This is a genomic window from Pedobacter sp. 01N310 (genome assembly GCF_056399805.1).
Genome location: NZ_JBFTSB010000008.1, coordinates 15,488 through 30,346, shown reverse-complemented (window position 1 = coordinate 30,346; position 14,859 = coordinate 15,488). Strand labels below are relative to the sequence as shown.

Sequence of the window (14,859 nt, the reverse complement as noted above, 5' to 3'; positions counted from 1 at the left end):
CCTTAGGTTATTAAAATGATCCCTCATCAGGACGGTTATCCTGCTGATCGTCTTTCTTCTTTTTAGCACCCGTAAATGTTGTTTTTCCAAAACGGTAAGAGAAGGTTAGGTTACCCATTGTTCCCTGCATTTGTCGTTCGAAATCAACAATAGTTGCCTTATCTTCGGTGGTCATGCTCCATCTTCTGGTGTTAAATACATCTCTAACATTGAAACTTAAAGATGCTTTTTTGTTCGGGAAATCATATTTGGCTCCGCCGTCAATTCCATACATGGCGTTACGTTTTCCCTGTGCCATCACTTCCGGTGCTCTATAATCGCCGCGTACCTGTAACGATACATTTTTTGCAACGGTTAAATTTCCCGTTAGGTTGGCATTCCAACTAAATCCACTGCTCGATGGAATATCAAATCTTGCATCTCCGGCAAACTTAGCTTGATATAAGTTTACGTTGGTGGTAAAATTTAAAGCTTTAATCAGATCAAAGCGGCCAATTAACTCTAAACCACTATTGATTTGATTCGTTAAATTTTGAGGGGTTGAAGTAATGATCCCATTAACTGGTGTACTTCTTACCCGTTGAATTACATCATTGGTTTGGCGGAAATACAAACTCGAGGTTAAGGTTACTTTTTTCCAGTATTTACTATATCCCAATTCGAAAGAGTGTACATCCTCTGGCAATAAATTCGGGTTACCACCTCTATAGTTTAAAGGATCCGAAACATCCAAAAATGGATTGGTATCCCAGGGGCGAGGGCGGTTTACACGGCGTGTATAACTCAATTGGAGTTGATTATCGCCCTTTAATTTTTGCGTTAAGAAAACACTTGGATATATCCTTTTGTAATGGATATTTCCTTCGGCCGTGGTTAATACATTACCCGTGTAACCTTCTAAATGCGTATTTAAACGCGCATCTTCTCCTCTTAATCCAATTTGGTAACCAAAATCTTTAATCTGGTTCTGGTAATTGAAATAAAGTGCGTGCACCTGATCCTTACTATCGAAACCGTTAATTAACTTATTGTTACTGACATAAATATTCGTATTTGTAGGAATCGAATCTGCGTATTGATCATTGTTTCCTAAGCGGATCTGGCTACGGTAACCAACTTCAATTTTACCGGCTTTACCAACAGGTAATGCATAATCAGTCTGGATGTTGTAATTGGTGTTATTGCCAGTGTTAAAAACACGCTGTAAACTTAAGGTTTCATCAATCGGCACACCATTTCGGTTAGTGGTGTTGGTGCTGTAAGTTTGGTCGTTGTTGTTTGTTCCATACGAATAACCAAAGTTGAAGGTTAACTCTTCTTTCGGTCTTTTAAACTTCTGTACGTAATCTAAATTCAGGTCATAACTTTTTCCATAACCGTCATTATTATTGGTTCTGTTACTTAATAAAACAGGTGACTGGTTTGCACTTAATTGTCTAATATCAAGCAGCTCGTTCCGCTCATTTTCTCTTGAGTTAAAACCACCCGATAAGCTGATTACGCTTTTTGGTGCCAAATAATAATCTAAACCAGCTTTAGCATTGTGTCCTCTATCGGAAGAATTAGAAACGGTATTCTGATTTGCGAAAGCTGTTGAACTGGTTGGTGTTTTGTAGGTAATGTCCTGGAAACCGCCACCCAAACGGTTGCCATAGCGATAGCCATAGTTTCCGTAAAGGTTTACTTTGCTATTCTGAAAACTTAAATTAGTGTTGGCATTATAGTTATCACGGTTACCTGCAGTTAGCGCAACTGAACCGTTAAAGCCAAGTTTCGTATTTTTCTTCAGTACGATGTTGATGATCCCTGATTGACCTTCTGCATCATATTTAGCCGATGGATTGGTAATTACCTCAACGCTTTCGATAGAGCTGGCCGGGATCGATTGGAGAATCTGCGCTACATTACCGCCGGCAATTAAAGATGGTTTTCCATCAATTAAAACTTTTACGCCTGTAGAGCCACGTAAACTCACATTGCCATCCATATCGGTAGAAACTGAAGGAACATTCTGCAATAAATCGCCTGCTGAGCCACCTTCGCTGATTACGCTCTGGTCTACAGCAAAAATCTTTTTGTCGATCCCCATTTGCATGCCTTGTTTTTGGCCTGTTACGGTAATTTCGCTTAGCATATTTCCTTTTGAAGGATTCATTTTAATGTCGCCAAAGTTTAATGTACCCGTGGTGGCAGTAATTACCACGTTATCTCTAACCATGGTTTGGTAGCCAACAAAGCTTATTTTAAAGGTAAAGGTTCCGGTGGGGATATCTGCCATTACAAATGCACCATTTACATCTGTTTGGGCAATTTTTGCATTTTTGCTTGTTGCTTTATCAATTAAAACAGCGGTAGCAAATGGAATGGTTTCTTGTGTTTTTGCGTCTTTAAGTATTCCGGTAATTTTTGCTTTTCCACTTGTTTGTGCGAAAAGACTAAAAGATAAGCTTAAAAGTAAAAGGGTAATCTGTATTGTTGTCGATTGTAAAAGTCTCATTAAAAAATAAAATTTCGTGTGTTTTATAAAGGGAGACAAAGTAACGGCAACTAAGTTTAATTAAGGAGCCGTAACTATTTTATTACAGCCATTTTATAGTAATATTTTTGTGGGCTAATCGGCAATTAACTGTTCTCAATCAGCAGTCATCAGTTTTACAAAAACTATAAAAGAATATTACAATTGAACAATTTGCAAAATGTTACTTTTGTTTATTATGAATAGGATATTAATTGTTGATGATTTGCACCCTGCATTTAAAGAGCAGGCCATTGCTATGGGCTACCAGGTTGATGATGAACCACAGATTACCCGCCAACAAACATTAGATAAAATAAAAGATTATACAGGTATTGCAGTAAGAACGAAATTTAGGATAGACGCCGAAATTTTTGCTGCCGCTCCAAACTTAAAGTTTGTGGCAAGAGCAGGGGCTGGCTTAGATAATATTGATGATAAAATTGCTTTTGAAAGAAATATCGAATTGATCAATGCACCTGAAGGCAATTGTGATGCTGTTGGCGAACATGCTACAGGTCTGTTACTATCATTAATGAATAATTTCCGCAGGGCCGATATTGAGATTAGAAACGGGGTGTGGGATAGAGAAGGTAACCGTGGTTACGAATTGAAAGGCAAAAAGGTGGGGATTATTGGTTATGGCTTTATGGGGCAGAGTTTTGCGAAGAAACTGGCGGGTTTCGAGGTTGATGTAATGGCCTATGATAAATATAAAACTGGATTTTCTGATGCGTTTGCCCGTGAGGTAAGCATGGAAGAAATTGTGAAACACAGTGATGTACTGAGCTTGCATATTCCCCTAACAGCCGAAACCAGACAGATGGTTGATGATGAGTATTTCTTCCATTTTAAAAAGGCCATTTTCTTTATCAATACCGCAAGGGGAGAAATTGTAAATATGCCAGCAGTGTTGAGTGCGATTAAAAGTGGAAAGATTTTAGGTGCCGGACTGGATGTGCTGCAAACAGAAAAATTCCCTGCATTGGGCGAACAGGTTTGGTATGATGAACTAAAAAATAACGAAAAAGTGATTTTAACTCCGCATGTTGGTGGCTGGACATTCGATTCTTACCGGAAAATTTCGGAGGTTTTGGCTGAGAAGTTAAGGAATCTTAATTTTTAGTGAATCATAACCCTGACTTAGTTTAATTTGGAACGCAGGGGGCACTGCTAATATTTGAGGTTCTGTCCTGCTTTCCATTACTCCCGACTTAACATCGGGATTCATTACATTGGGTTCATACAGAGCGGTTGTGACCCTCAAACCCTAAAATAAACAACTGTTTCTGCCATCTAACCCTGGGTGAAGCGTTACCCAATATCATTAAGTTAAGTAGAAAACAAAAAATATTGTCATCCTGTCCAAAGGACTCCTACGGAGAGCCTGTCGAAGAACAAATGTTTTTTGTTTTCGACTATAAAAAGGTCTTCGACAAGCTCAGACTGGCAAAGGCATGGTGCTTAACTTAATGACATTGAGCATTGCCCTGCAGTTACTTCTGCATTTGTAAAAAACAAGATTGCCCAGTTGCCCGTTAATTTTGATTATTCCATTCTGGATCGCCATAATTTTAGTATATTGTGGTTAAACAAAAGGATGATTACTCAATTTAATCGATCTGATTAAAAATCCTTAAACCCCACCTTTACGCCACATTTACCCCACGTTCAAGCCACCTTCTGGCCAGGCTTGGCTATGCCTTGCTGTACACCTACTTGCCTACTGCTTCGGACTTGCTTTGGTTGAAACAGAACCACGTTGAAGATCAGCGATGTCAAAGATTTGCATCGCTTTAGGTTGGCGGGTTAACAATAGTTAAATAAAAGGTGAAAGGAAACATAGCCTAGGGTTATTTTGGGCCACAGCTGTGTCGGTATCGGGGTATGGAAAATGGTGGGGGAAGGCAAAATACAAAACGCCCGGATGTATTAGCCGCCTATGGTTTAAGATTCCCGCCTGTGCGGGATCCGATAGCTATCGGATGACGACCGTATTAGAAAGTACAAAGATCTCTCCACTACGGTCGAGATGACAACCCAGCGTGCCCCTCATCGTTTCAAAGTAATCAATCTACGGATGCCTGTCTCTGCATCATACTATCTGCATCCTGCTATCCGGCCTAACAGATTTTCGAGGGAAAAAGCACGGAAATCTGTGCACTCCCCATGAGATTTTAAAATCATATAGGTCTAAAAAATAGATAATCTCAATTTTATTTTCTTAAATTGGCTATACAATCTAACCAATTTTATCATGCCGAAAGATCATTTATATTCAACTACAGTTACTTGGACGGGCAATAAAGGCTCGGGTACAATGGATTACCGTTCGTACGATCGCGATTATGTAATTTCAGTAAAAGGCAAAGCCGATATTTCAGGATCATCTGATTCTGCTTTTTTGGGCGATAAATCTAAATATAACCCAGAAGATCTGTTATTGGCCTCAATATCCAGCTGTCATATGCTCTGGTATTTACACTTATGCTCTAAAAACGAAATTGTAGTGATTGATTATAAGGATGAGGCCGTAGGTACAATGGAAGAATCGGCTGATGGCAGTGGCCGTTTTAGAGAGGTTACCCTTCATCCCCAGGTTTTAATAGCCGATAAGGCACATTACGAACTTGCAGCTTCGCTGCATCATGAGGCAAATAAAATGTGTTTTATTGCCAATTCATTAAATTTTCCAGTTAAACACGAACCTACTTGTAAAGCAGAAAACGGTTAACAGCTTTCAGTTGGCAGTCATATCGAACTGCCAACTGAAAATTGTGTACTGTCAACTATTTAGCTGACCAAACATTATCTTTCGGCGTAGCATCTACATAAATGCCATTATCTAAACCAATTGACTTTATTTTTTTAGCGGTATTAACTATTACATTCACCTCTTTCTGGTTTGCTTTCCAAACCGCTGGCGTTTTATGAATCGTTTCAGTTTTCCCATCGGTATAAGTAACCACTATATCAAAAGGAATAACAAAGCCACCAATATTTTTAATGGTTAGGGTAGATTTTCCTTTTGCAGGTGTTACTTTGGCAATGGCTAAATCAAGATAATTGTTGGTGAAAAACCAATTTTGGAAAAACCAGTTTAAATTTTGTCCAGATCCCGCATTCATCGAGTTGAAATAATCCCATGGAATAGGGTGTTTGCCATTCCAGTTGCCCATATAGGTATGCAATGCTTTTTTAAATAGCTCATCACCCAGCATATCTTTTAAGGCGAGATAAGATAATGAAGCCTTTCCGTAGGAATTATTCCCATAACCTGAACCCGAAACCTGATCGGACATGGAAATTACCGGTTGATCTTCTTCTGTCGATTTATCATTGATATATTTATTTACCCTGAAGTTTTTGTAAAACTTATCAGCAGCTTCTTTACCGTGTTCTGCAATACCGATTAAATATTCGAATGTTGTAGCCCAGCCTTCGTCCATATAGGCATAACGGGTTTCGTTAATGCCCATGTAAAAGGGGAAGTAAGTGTGTGCTACTTCATGGTCCTGAACCAATTGTGCAAAAACAGGATCGCCAAATTGAGAATCGTTAACCATCATCGGATACTCCATATCCGCAAAACCTTGAAAAGCAATGGTTTTAGCATAGGGATAGGGGATGCCCGGCCAATTGTTCGAGAACCAATCTAAAGCATTAAGGTTGTATTTAACCGAGTTGGTAAAATCTGTTCCGGTAGTTGGATTGTAGGCTGCCTGGGCACTTGCACGGCGATTGGTCTTTTTATCTACAATTACACTTGCGCCATCCCAAACATAATGGTTGCTCAAAGCAAAAGTAACATCGGTAATGTGCTTTACTGCAAATTTCCAGGTATTCCAGTCTTTTTGCTGGGTTACTTTGCCATCTTTCATTTCTTGCTCTGTAGCGATATGAATGACCTCATCTCCATTGTACGATTTTTTTAAACGTGCAGAAATTTCTGGTTGTAACACTTCATCAGGATTCTGGAAATCGCCTGTTGCATAAACTACATAGTTTTTAGGCGCTCTGATTGCGAACTCGTAATCGTTAAAGTCGTTATAAAACTCAGCTCTATCAGTGTGTGGAATGCGGTCCCAGCCGTTATAATCATCAAATACAGAGATACGAGGATAACTATAAGCCACAAAAAATGAGTTTGGATCAATCTGTCCCTCACGACCGCTTTCTTTTGATAATGGGTAATCCCACTCTATTTTAACCGCAATTTTCGATTTTGGTAGCAACGGCTTGTTCAGTTTTACATTGCCAACTGTTCCCCAATTTTTGCTATCTACTTTATACGTTTCGCCATCAACAGAGAAAGAACTGATATTTAAGCCTGTGCTCAAAAAATCTTCACTTACTGCACCACCTCTCGGTGAGGTTGGTTTGTGCAGGTTGTTTACAAAACGGATTGCCAAAGTTCTTAAAGTATCAGTGCTGTTGTTACTGTACAAAATTTCTTCTTTACCGCTTACCACTTTGGTTTCGGCGTCTACCTTAATATCCATGTTATATTTACCATGGTTTTGCCAATAGTTAGGGCCAGGTTTTCCATTCGTGGCACGGGTGCCCTTAGCATATGCTGCTTTTATATTTCTGGGCATATAAAGTTCTTGGGCGGAAACGGTATAACCACCCAAACAAATGAGTAGGACAATAGATAATAACTTTTTCATTTTTACGAATAATTTTAGCTAAAAATAGAATTAATGGTTGAATTTTGGATAAGTGTATAAATGAATGTTACCATTGTGGTGATTCTGACATATAATTATAATAAGGAACGAATGTGTTTGTCTTTATTTTAAAGCGTAATTAATGCTTCAAATTGACCTTGAGCGTCACAAAAGGTTAAAATATTGGTCGCTTCTTAATTTTTTATTTGCTTTTGTAATTTCCACATTTTATCTTCGTTATAATTGAAGCAAGACTATGTAGCAAACCAACTATATAGTCTTGTTTGTTTTTTATAGCGTTTGAATAAAATTAATAGAGCAATGACAGAGGTAACATACTACACCCAAGAGGGGTTAGATAAATTAAAAGAGGAAGTTCATTATTTAACAACCACCGGTCGTCAGCTAATATCTAAAGCAATTGCAGAAGCAAGGGATAAAGGTGATTTATCGGAGAATGCAGAATACGATGCTGCTAAAGAAGCGCAAGGTTTGCATGAAGCAAAAATTTCAAAATTAAAGAATACGTTGGCAAACGCACGTTTAATTGATGAGTCTAAATTAGATTTATCGAAAGTACTTGCTTTATCGATTGTTAAAATAAAGAATGTTAAAAACGGTGCTACCATGACTTACCAGTTGGTAGCTGAAACAGAAGCAGATTTAAAAACAGGAAAAATTTCTGTTAAATCGCCAATTGCACAAGGTTTGTTAGGTAAATCGGTAGGCGAATTCGCCGAAATCGAAGTGCCGGCAGGTAAAATGCAGTTCGAAGTGCTAGAAATTTCTAGATAAGCGGATAGTGTTTGGCGATGAGCGTTTAATCGCCTACCGCCAAACGCTTGACCCTAACCGCCCAGCCCCTACACCTTTTAACCTTCCACCTTATGACTATCTTTTCAAAAATTGTTGCAGGCGAAATCAGTGCACACGTTGTTGCTGAAACTGTAGAATATTTAGCGTTTTTAGATGTTCAGCCTTTAACGGCGGGGCATGTTTTGGTTATTCCGAAAATTGAAACCGATTATATCTTTGATATGGATGAAGATCTGTATGTTGGCCTTTGGATGTTCGCTAAAATTGTAGCTAAAGGTGTAAAAATAGCTTTCCCTTGCAAAAAAGTGGGTGTTTCGGTTATCGGATTGGAAGTTCCACATGCTCATATTCATTTAATACCAATGAATAATGTAAGCGATATGAATTTTAGCAAAGAAAAATTAAAGCCAACCAGCGAAGAATTGGCTGAAGCTGCCGAAAAAATTAAACAAGCCTTACTAGAAGTATAAAAAAAGGCCGGCTGTGAAAACACCAGCCGACCATTCTACCCGCCTAACCCAAATTATTTATGGCGCTGGAGCAACTGTAGCATTTAGCTGTAATACCGGCCAAGTTAAACCTGGCCCTTTTCCGATTACTATGCCCAGGTTATCACCTCTTTTTACATCTGATATCCAGTAGTATAAAGGCCATCCTTTATAAGTTAACTGTTTTTTGCCAATTGTAGCCACAGTAATTACACCAACATCAGTTTTTGTAACAGCCGAGGGCACATTAAGCACTTCAGATTCGTAAACTGGCCAAATACCTTCTTGTGTAGCGCTTTTTGTATAGGTATTTACACCATTTTTGTCTGGCGCAAAAGCATACAACGTACGTCCTTTGCTATCGGTTAAGTAAATGGTTTTGCCATCGCCAACAGCATAGGTACTGGTGTAATTAATATTGTTCGCGGTCAGTTGTGCATTGGCCAGCATCAATGAATAATCGGGTTTAGCCACAAACCATATTCCACTAACACCATCGCCTTTAATATCTCCTTTTGCAACGTCGTTAGCAAAGTAATAAAGTGGATAACCACGGTAAGTGCTTTGTTTACGGCCATCAGCACGGGTAACCTCTCCAACTTCTGCTTTGTTCAGGTTTAAATCGGTGCTGGCATCAGCTGAGTAATAAAGGGGCCATGCGGTTTCGCAACCACCGGTACAGGTTGGCGTACCTGCAGCATCAGATGCAAAAAAGTATAAAGTTTTACCGTCTTTATCAGTTAATACCGTCCCGAACTTGGCATCTGTTGCCAATTGAATCCCCTTATTGTTATTGGTAACGGGTGGTGTTGTAGGTTCGTCTGAACTGCTTTTTTTGCAGGCTGTAAATACCATTGCTATGCAAACGATAGCCAATAGATTTCTTTTTAAGTAGATTAGCATAAGATTTTTGTTTTTAGTTTTAACTTTAATCATTAATATGCTGCTATTACGCCGTCAGCTTGTAAATGGTTGCTTGTTGAAAAGAGAATTTTAGCATAACCGAACGAATAATAATTATTTTAAGAAAATACTTTTTTGAGGCAACCTTTTGTAATTTCTTACCGTAATGTATTTTGAAAGGAGAACCTGTGACCACTAGCCGCGATAGTGAAGATATTATACAAAAGTATATTCAAGGGTGCGTTAGAAATGAAAGGGATAGTCAAAAAGCACTATACAAACATTTCTATAGCTTTGCTATGGGGATTTGTTTGCGTTATGCAAACGATCGGCTAGATGCTGCAGGAATACTGAACGATGGCTTTTTTAAAGCCTTTAAAAATATAACCAAATACGAAACTTCGAAGGCCTTTTTGCCTTGGCTCGGTCGGATAATAACCAATACTGCCATTGATTATTATCGTGCCAATTTAAAATTCGCCGATCATGTAGATATTCAGGATCATGAAAATATTGCACATACAAACTCTGTGTACGATAAATTAGCTTATAATGATTTGTTAGCATTGGTTCAAAACCTAAGTCCGGCCTATCGAACGGTTTTTAACCTTTTCGCTATAGATGGCTATAGCCATGAGGAAATTGCCGAAATGCTGGGAATATCGATAGGAACATCAAAGTCGAACCTGTTTAAGGCGCGACAGAAATTACAGGAAATGCTAAAAACTACAGATGCGAAAACTTACCAGGTAAGGAGTTCGGAGGTAGATAGAAACCTTTTACAGGTGAGGTTAAATACAAACATGCAATGAGAGAGGGAAAAGATATAGATAAATTATTTAAGGATGGATTGGAAAATCCCGATCTTCCTTTTAATGATTTAGATTGGGATAATCTGGAAGAGAGATTGCATCCAACATCTAAAAGGAGGATAGTGCCGTTAATTTGGTTAACTGCTGTGGCTGCAGTAGCCGCAATGTTGCTGGTGGTTTTTTTATTGGTTAGGCCGAATGGTGATCAGTCAAAAAACAATTCATTGGTGAAAACAGATACAAATGCCCACAAAAAAGAGAACAACAAGCCTTTAGATAATAAGGCAGATTTAATCGAAAAGCCAACCAACAATGATTCGTTAGCCAAGGATAGGGAAGAAAGTTTATTGACAGAAAGTAATAAAGGAGCGGAAGATAGCAAAGATCAAAAAATAATCAGAACAGGATTCGTCCACGAAATTTTTCCAAAAGTTATTGAGAAAGGTAATAGTAGTAATAATAACCTTTTAGCGGATGTGATTTATAATCCAGAAATAAAAGCCGAAACCAAGCTTGTAGAATTTGAAAAACAGAATCTTGTAGCTGATCCTGTTCGAGGCAAAATGCCAAGAATTAAAGACCCAATTTTTAAGAAAAAATCAAGATTTGTCTTAAGTATTCTGGCTGCACCCGATTTAACCAGTGTGCAGAAATCAGGCAAAAGTAGTTTAAGTGGTGGTTTTGGGGTAGAGGCTACGCTTTTCTTAACAAAGAAATTGAGTGTTACTACAGGGGCAGCTTATGCTAAGAAAATCTACGACTCAGATTTTAGCCAATACAACCCTAACAGCAATTATGTTTTTAAGGCAAACCCAGCAAATATTCATGCCAATTGCGATGTAATTGATATTCCTATTAATGTGAACTATAAGGTTTTTGATGGGCGTAGAAATTCGATTTCAGTAAGTACAGGTTTATCTAGTTATTTGATGTTGAAAGAGAAATACAGCTATTCTTATAATGGAGCTTATCAGGGCCCTCAAAGCTACGAAGTCAGAAACCAGAATCAGCATTATTTAGGTATAGCCAATGTTGGTATCGAGTTTCAGCACAAAATAAATAATAATTTAAGCATTAGCGCTAAACCATTTATGAAAATACCCTTAACCAATATTGGTTACGGAAATTCTAAATTATCATCAACAGGCGTGGCCGTTTCAGTAAATATGAATTTATTTGGCAGGAAGAATTAATTAAGATTAAAATAATACGTCTTGAATTTCTGAGGTTTTATCGAAAACACTTTTTGCAAATGGACAAAGCGGAAGAATTTTCATCTTGTTTTCTCTGGCATAATTTACGGCGGCAAGCACTAACTTTTTCCCTACACCTTTGCCAGCAAAATCTTGACTTACTTCGGTATGGTCAATAATGAATTTGCCAGGGCCAGCCCAAACATATGCCATAACGCCTGCTTGTAAGCCGTTCTCTAAGGCTTCGAACTGCCCTTTCTTTTCGTTGTTAATCTGTCGTATTTCCATCAGGGTTTATTTCTTGATCTTTGGATTTTGATCTGGCAAAGGCACAAAACCTGTTTCACCAGGAACGGGTTTAAAGCTTTGATCTAACCATTTTTGTTTGGCTTTTTCAATCAATTCTTTGTCAGAGGCAACAAAGTTCCAGTAAATGAAACGCTCTTCAGGAAAGGGTTCGCCTCCGAAAATATAAACCGTGGTGTTTTCGTGCATGGTAAATTCGCATAGTTTGGCGTCGTTGGCAATTAAAATTAAACGCGGCTCAAAAATATTCCCCTCGCTTTCAATCGCACCCTCTAAAATATAAAGTGCACTTTCGCCAAACAGGTAATCGCCAATGTTTAGCTTTTGCTGCTTGGTACTTTTTAATTCTAAAAAATATAGCGGACTGTATACCGGAACCGGAGATTTATAGCCAAAAGCTTCTCCTGCGATTAATTTAAAACTTACACCATCTTCTGTCCAGCTTGGAATATCTGCCCCTTCTACATGGCAAAACTCCGGTTCCATTTGTTCCAAATCTTTGGGTAAGGCTACCCAGATCTGTAAGCCGTGGAGCATTTTATCGGTATGGCGAAGATGTTCGGGGGTTCTTTCCGAATGTACAATGCCGCTGCCCGAAGTCATCCAGTTTACCTGCCCGGGTTTAATTACAATATCCGAACCTAAACTGTCTTTATGTGTAATTTCACCTTCAAATAAAAAAGTTAAGGTAGATAAACCGATATGTGGATGAGGTGGAACGTCGAGATTTTCGTGATCGCTCATTGCAGCAGGGCCCATATGGTCGATAAAAGAAAAAGGCCCAACCATACGTTTCTCTCTGAAAGGCAGTAACCTGCCAACCATAAAATTGCCAATATTTGCTGGTCTTTCTTCGATAATGAGTTTAATATTCGACATGGATAATCAATTTTTTGATGACGTGAATTTAAGGAAAAAAATCCTAAGGCAGATTGGTTTGGTAATATCTGGTGCCATGAAAAAGGCTTAGTTTGTTTTTTGGAAATCAATTGCAGAAGCTTTTGGGTTATTGTAGTCCCGCTCCCGCTTCTGCCAATTTGAAGAAAATCGGCATCTCGCTTTGATCGGGTTTAGGTGGCAACGGCATTGCTACTGTCAGAAGTGAAATAAACCCGACCGACAGCGTTATCCCGACTTTTTCAGTCGGATTAAGCAAAGGGCGGGGCTGGTGAAACCGAAGTAATACAGGTACTGCTTTTCAAATGATCAAGAAAATTTCCGTGCCCTTTGTGCTTCCGTGGCAGAAAAATTATTTCTAAACTCATCATGTTAACAGCTGACGGAGCGGGTAGATCTCTCCATTTCACTGCGTTTCATCCGATAGCTATCGGATCGAGATGACGATGCCTCCTTATCAAAAAAGCATCCCTTTCGAGATGCCTTTCTAAACTTAAAAAGAAAAAATATGGTGTTTATACCAATTCCATTAAAGCTTCTTTGCTAAAGCCTTTCAATTCTTCTGTAAGGTTGTTTTTAATTTTCTCAACCCAGTTCGGATCTGCTAAAAGCGGACGGCCAACGGCTACTAAATCGAAATCGCCGCGGTCCATTCTGCGCACCAGTTCATCCAATGAGCTCGGCTGTGAACTCTGGCCTGCGAAAGCGCCAAAGAAATCGCCATCCAAACCAACTGAGCCCACTGAGATCGTAGCTTTTCCGGTTACTTTTTTAGCCCAACCTGCAAAATTTAAGTCAGAACCTTCAAATTCAGGCTCCCAGAAACGGCGTTGCGAACAATGAAAAATATCAATTCCGGCTTCGGCCAATGGCGTTAACCACTGTTCCATTTCCTGCTCGTTTTTGGCCAGTTTAAAATCGTAGGCAGCAGGTTTAAATTGTGATAAGCGGATAATCAGCGCGAAATCTTCCCCAACCCTTTTACGTACTTCTTTAATTACTTCAACACCAAAACGAGTACGTTCAGCTAAGGTTTTACCGCCATAAATATCGGTACGGTTGTTTGTGCCATCCCAAAAAAACTGATCGATCAGGTATTGGTGCGCGCCATGTATTTCAACAGTGTCAAAACCGAGCGCTTTGGCATCTACTGCCGCCTGGCCAAAAGCCGCAATGGTATCCGCAATGGCTGCATCAGTCATCGGTACACCGTTTTCGAAACCTGGTTTGTTTAAGCTTGATGGACCTTCGAAGGGTGTGCTTGGTAACCAGCCTGATGCATGGTTATCCATAATGCCCTGGTGCCAGATCTGCGGTCCCATTTTACCACCGGCCTGGTGTACACTTTTAATTACGTTTTCCCAACCTGCCAAAGCTTCGGTACCGTAAAAATGTGGAATGTTAGGATCGGCAGAAGAAGATGGACGGTTAATTACGGTTCCTTCTGATAAAATTAAACCTACTTCACCAGCCGCTCTTTTTGCATAATAGCCAGCAACATCGGCTGTTGGCACGCCACCTGGAGAAAATGACCTCGTCATTGGGGCCATTACTATTCTGTTTTTGATATTTAATGTTTTAAGGCTAAAAGGCCTAAATAAACTATCTGTGTTCATATGTTTCTAAATTATAATTCGGTATTGATGATTTCGCTTAATTTTTCTAAGCCTTCTTTATTGCGTTTGTAATAAGTCCATTGGCCTAAGCGCGTTGAACTGATTAAATCGGCGCGCTGTAAAATAGACAGGTATTCGGAAATGGTACTTTGTGATAAACCACTTTTAAGCTGAATCTGCCCAACGCAAACACCTACATTTTCAAAATCGGCATTGGGCTGTTCTGGAAAATGTAGCTCAGGCGCTTTTAACCAGCCTAAAATCTGTAAACGTGTTTTGTTCGAAAGGGCTTTGAATATTTCTACTTGATCCATGGTACAAATGTATATCGACTTTTCCCGATATACCAATTAAAAGAATAAAGTTTACAATTGGATGTAAAACATGCCAATGGATAAAAATGAAATATGGTGCGCGCTGAAAAGATTCTTCGTTGCACTATTACTGACAGATTGTAATATGAGAGATTTTAAAGAACGGTCGTCATTCCCGCGCAGGCGGGAATCTTAATGCAACATACAAATCCTACCAAGGCATTACGATTATTCATAATTTTTCCTTTTTTCAGAGGTATTCATGAGCACTCCGTGGTTCCCAATCAAGTTGGGAATGACGTATCGCGCTGTGATTGGTCGCTGGATTT

Annotated in this window: 13 protein-coding genes; 6 read left to right on the top strand and 7 right to left on the bottom strand. The window is 39.1% G+C overall.

The window, feature by feature from the left end; genetic code table 11:
- Positions 1 to 10: 10 nt before the first annotated feature.
- Positions 11 to 2,497, bottom strand: a complete 2,487-nt coding sequence (locus AC1DNH_RS16700; protein ID WP_477609610.1) for a TonB-dependent receptor — start codon at positions 2,495 to 2,497, stop codon at positions 11 to 13.
- Between the two features lie 217 nt (positions 2,498 to 2,714).
- Here AC1DNH_RS16700 and AC1DNH_RS16695 point away from each other — a divergent pair, with 217 nt between their 5' ends.
- The gene (locus AC1DNH_RS16695) at positions 2,715 to 3,641 is read left to right on the top strand and encodes an NAD(P)-dependent oxidoreductase (protein WP_477578377.1); all 927 of its coding nucleotides are present in this window, start codon (positions 2,715 to 2,717) and stop codon (positions 3,639 to 3,641) included.
- Positions 3,642 to 4,772: 1,131 nt separating this feature from the next.
- Complete coding sequence (locus AC1DNH_RS16690; protein ID WP_215129683.1) at positions 4,773 to 5,249, top strand: OsmC family protein; 477 nt, start codon at positions 4,773 to 4,775, stop codon at positions 5,247 to 5,249.
- Between the two features lie 55 nt (positions 5,250 to 5,304).
- Here the strand turns inward: AC1DNH_RS16690 and AC1DNH_RS16685 are convergent, their stop codons facing one another.
- Positions 5,305 to 7,185: a M1 family metallopeptidase gene (locus tag AC1DNH_RS16685; protein ID WP_477578376.1), complete on the bottom strand. Its 1,881-nt coding sequence runs from the start codon at positions 7,183 to 7,185 to the stop codon at positions 5,305 to 5,307.
- Between the two features lie 321 nt (positions 7,186 to 7,506).
- Between AC1DNH_RS16685 and greA the strand changes: the two genes are divergently transcribed.
- Positions 7,507 to 7,980 carry a transcription elongation factor GreA gene (gene greA, locus AC1DNH_RS16680; RefSeq protein WP_029276724.1) on the top strand — a complete coding sequence of 158 codons (474 nt, stop codon included), beginning with the start codon at positions 7,507 to 7,509 and terminating at the stop codon, positions 7,978 to 7,980.
- Between the two features lie 92 nt (positions 7,981 to 8,072).
- Positions 8,073 to 8,471, top strand: a complete 399-nt coding sequence (locus AC1DNH_RS16675; RefSeq protein ID WP_057931477.1) for an HIT family protein — start codon at positions 8,073 to 8,075, stop codon at positions 8,469 to 8,471.
- 57 nt (positions 8,472 to 8,528) lie between these two features.
- Here AC1DNH_RS16675 and AC1DNH_RS16670 read toward each other — a convergent pair whose 3' ends face one another.
- Positions 8,529 to 9,392, bottom strand: a complete 864-nt coding sequence (locus AC1DNH_RS16670) for a hypothetical protein (protein WP_477578374.1) — start codon at positions 9,390 to 9,392, stop codon at positions 8,529 to 8,531.
- Between the two features lie 173 nt (positions 9,393 to 9,565).
- Here AC1DNH_RS16670 and AC1DNH_RS16665 point away from each other — a divergent pair, with 173 nt between their 5' ends.
- Both AC1DNH_RS16665 and AC1DNH_RS16660 read left to right on the top strand, forming a co-directional pair.
- Entirely contained in the window at positions 9,566 to 10,204 is a 639-nt protein-coding gene (locus AC1DNH_RS16665; protein WP_477578372.1) for an RNA polymerase sigma factor, read from the top strand.
- The gene (locus AC1DNH_RS16660) at positions 10,201 to 11,397 is read left to right on the top strand and encodes an outer membrane beta-barrel protein (protein WP_477578370.1); all 1,197 of its coding nucleotides are present in this window, start codon (positions 10,201 to 10,203) and stop codon (positions 11,395 to 11,397) included. The genes AC1DNH_RS16665 and AC1DNH_RS16660 overlap by 4 nt, the downstream gene beginning before the upstream one ends.
- Positions 11,398 to 11,403: 6 nt before the next feature.
- Here the strand turns inward: AC1DNH_RS16660 and AC1DNH_RS16655 are convergent, their stop codons facing one another.
- The 4 genes from AC1DNH_RS16655 to AC1DNH_RS16640 form a co-directional block, all read right to left on the bottom strand.
- Positions 11,404 to 11,685: a GNAT family N-acetyltransferase gene (locus AC1DNH_RS16655; protein ID WP_477578369.1), complete on the bottom strand. Its 282-nt coding sequence runs from the start codon at positions 11,683 to 11,685 to the stop codon at positions 11,404 to 11,406.
- 6 nt (positions 11,686 to 11,691) lie between these two features.
- Positions 11,692 to 12,582 carry a pirin family protein gene (locus AC1DNH_RS16650; RefSeq protein ID WP_477578367.1) on the bottom strand — a complete coding sequence of 297 codons (891 nt, stop codon included), beginning with the start codon at positions 12,580 to 12,582 and terminating at the stop codon, positions 11,692 to 11,694.
- A 533-nt stretch (positions 12,583 to 13,115) separates the two neighbouring features.
- Entirely contained in the window at positions 13,116 to 14,216 is a 1,101-nt protein-coding gene (locus AC1DNH_RS16645) for an NADH:flavin oxidoreductase (RefSeq protein ID WP_477578365.1), read from the bottom strand.
- A gap of 11 nt (positions 14,217 to 14,227) precedes the next feature.
- Positions 14,228 to 14,530, bottom strand: coding sequence for an ArsR/SmtB family transcription factor (locus tag AC1DNH_RS16640; RefSeq protein WP_029276735.1), 303 nt, complete (start codon positions 14,528 to 14,530; stop codon positions 14,228 to 14,230).
- Positions 14,531 to 14,859: the final 329 nt, after the last annotated feature.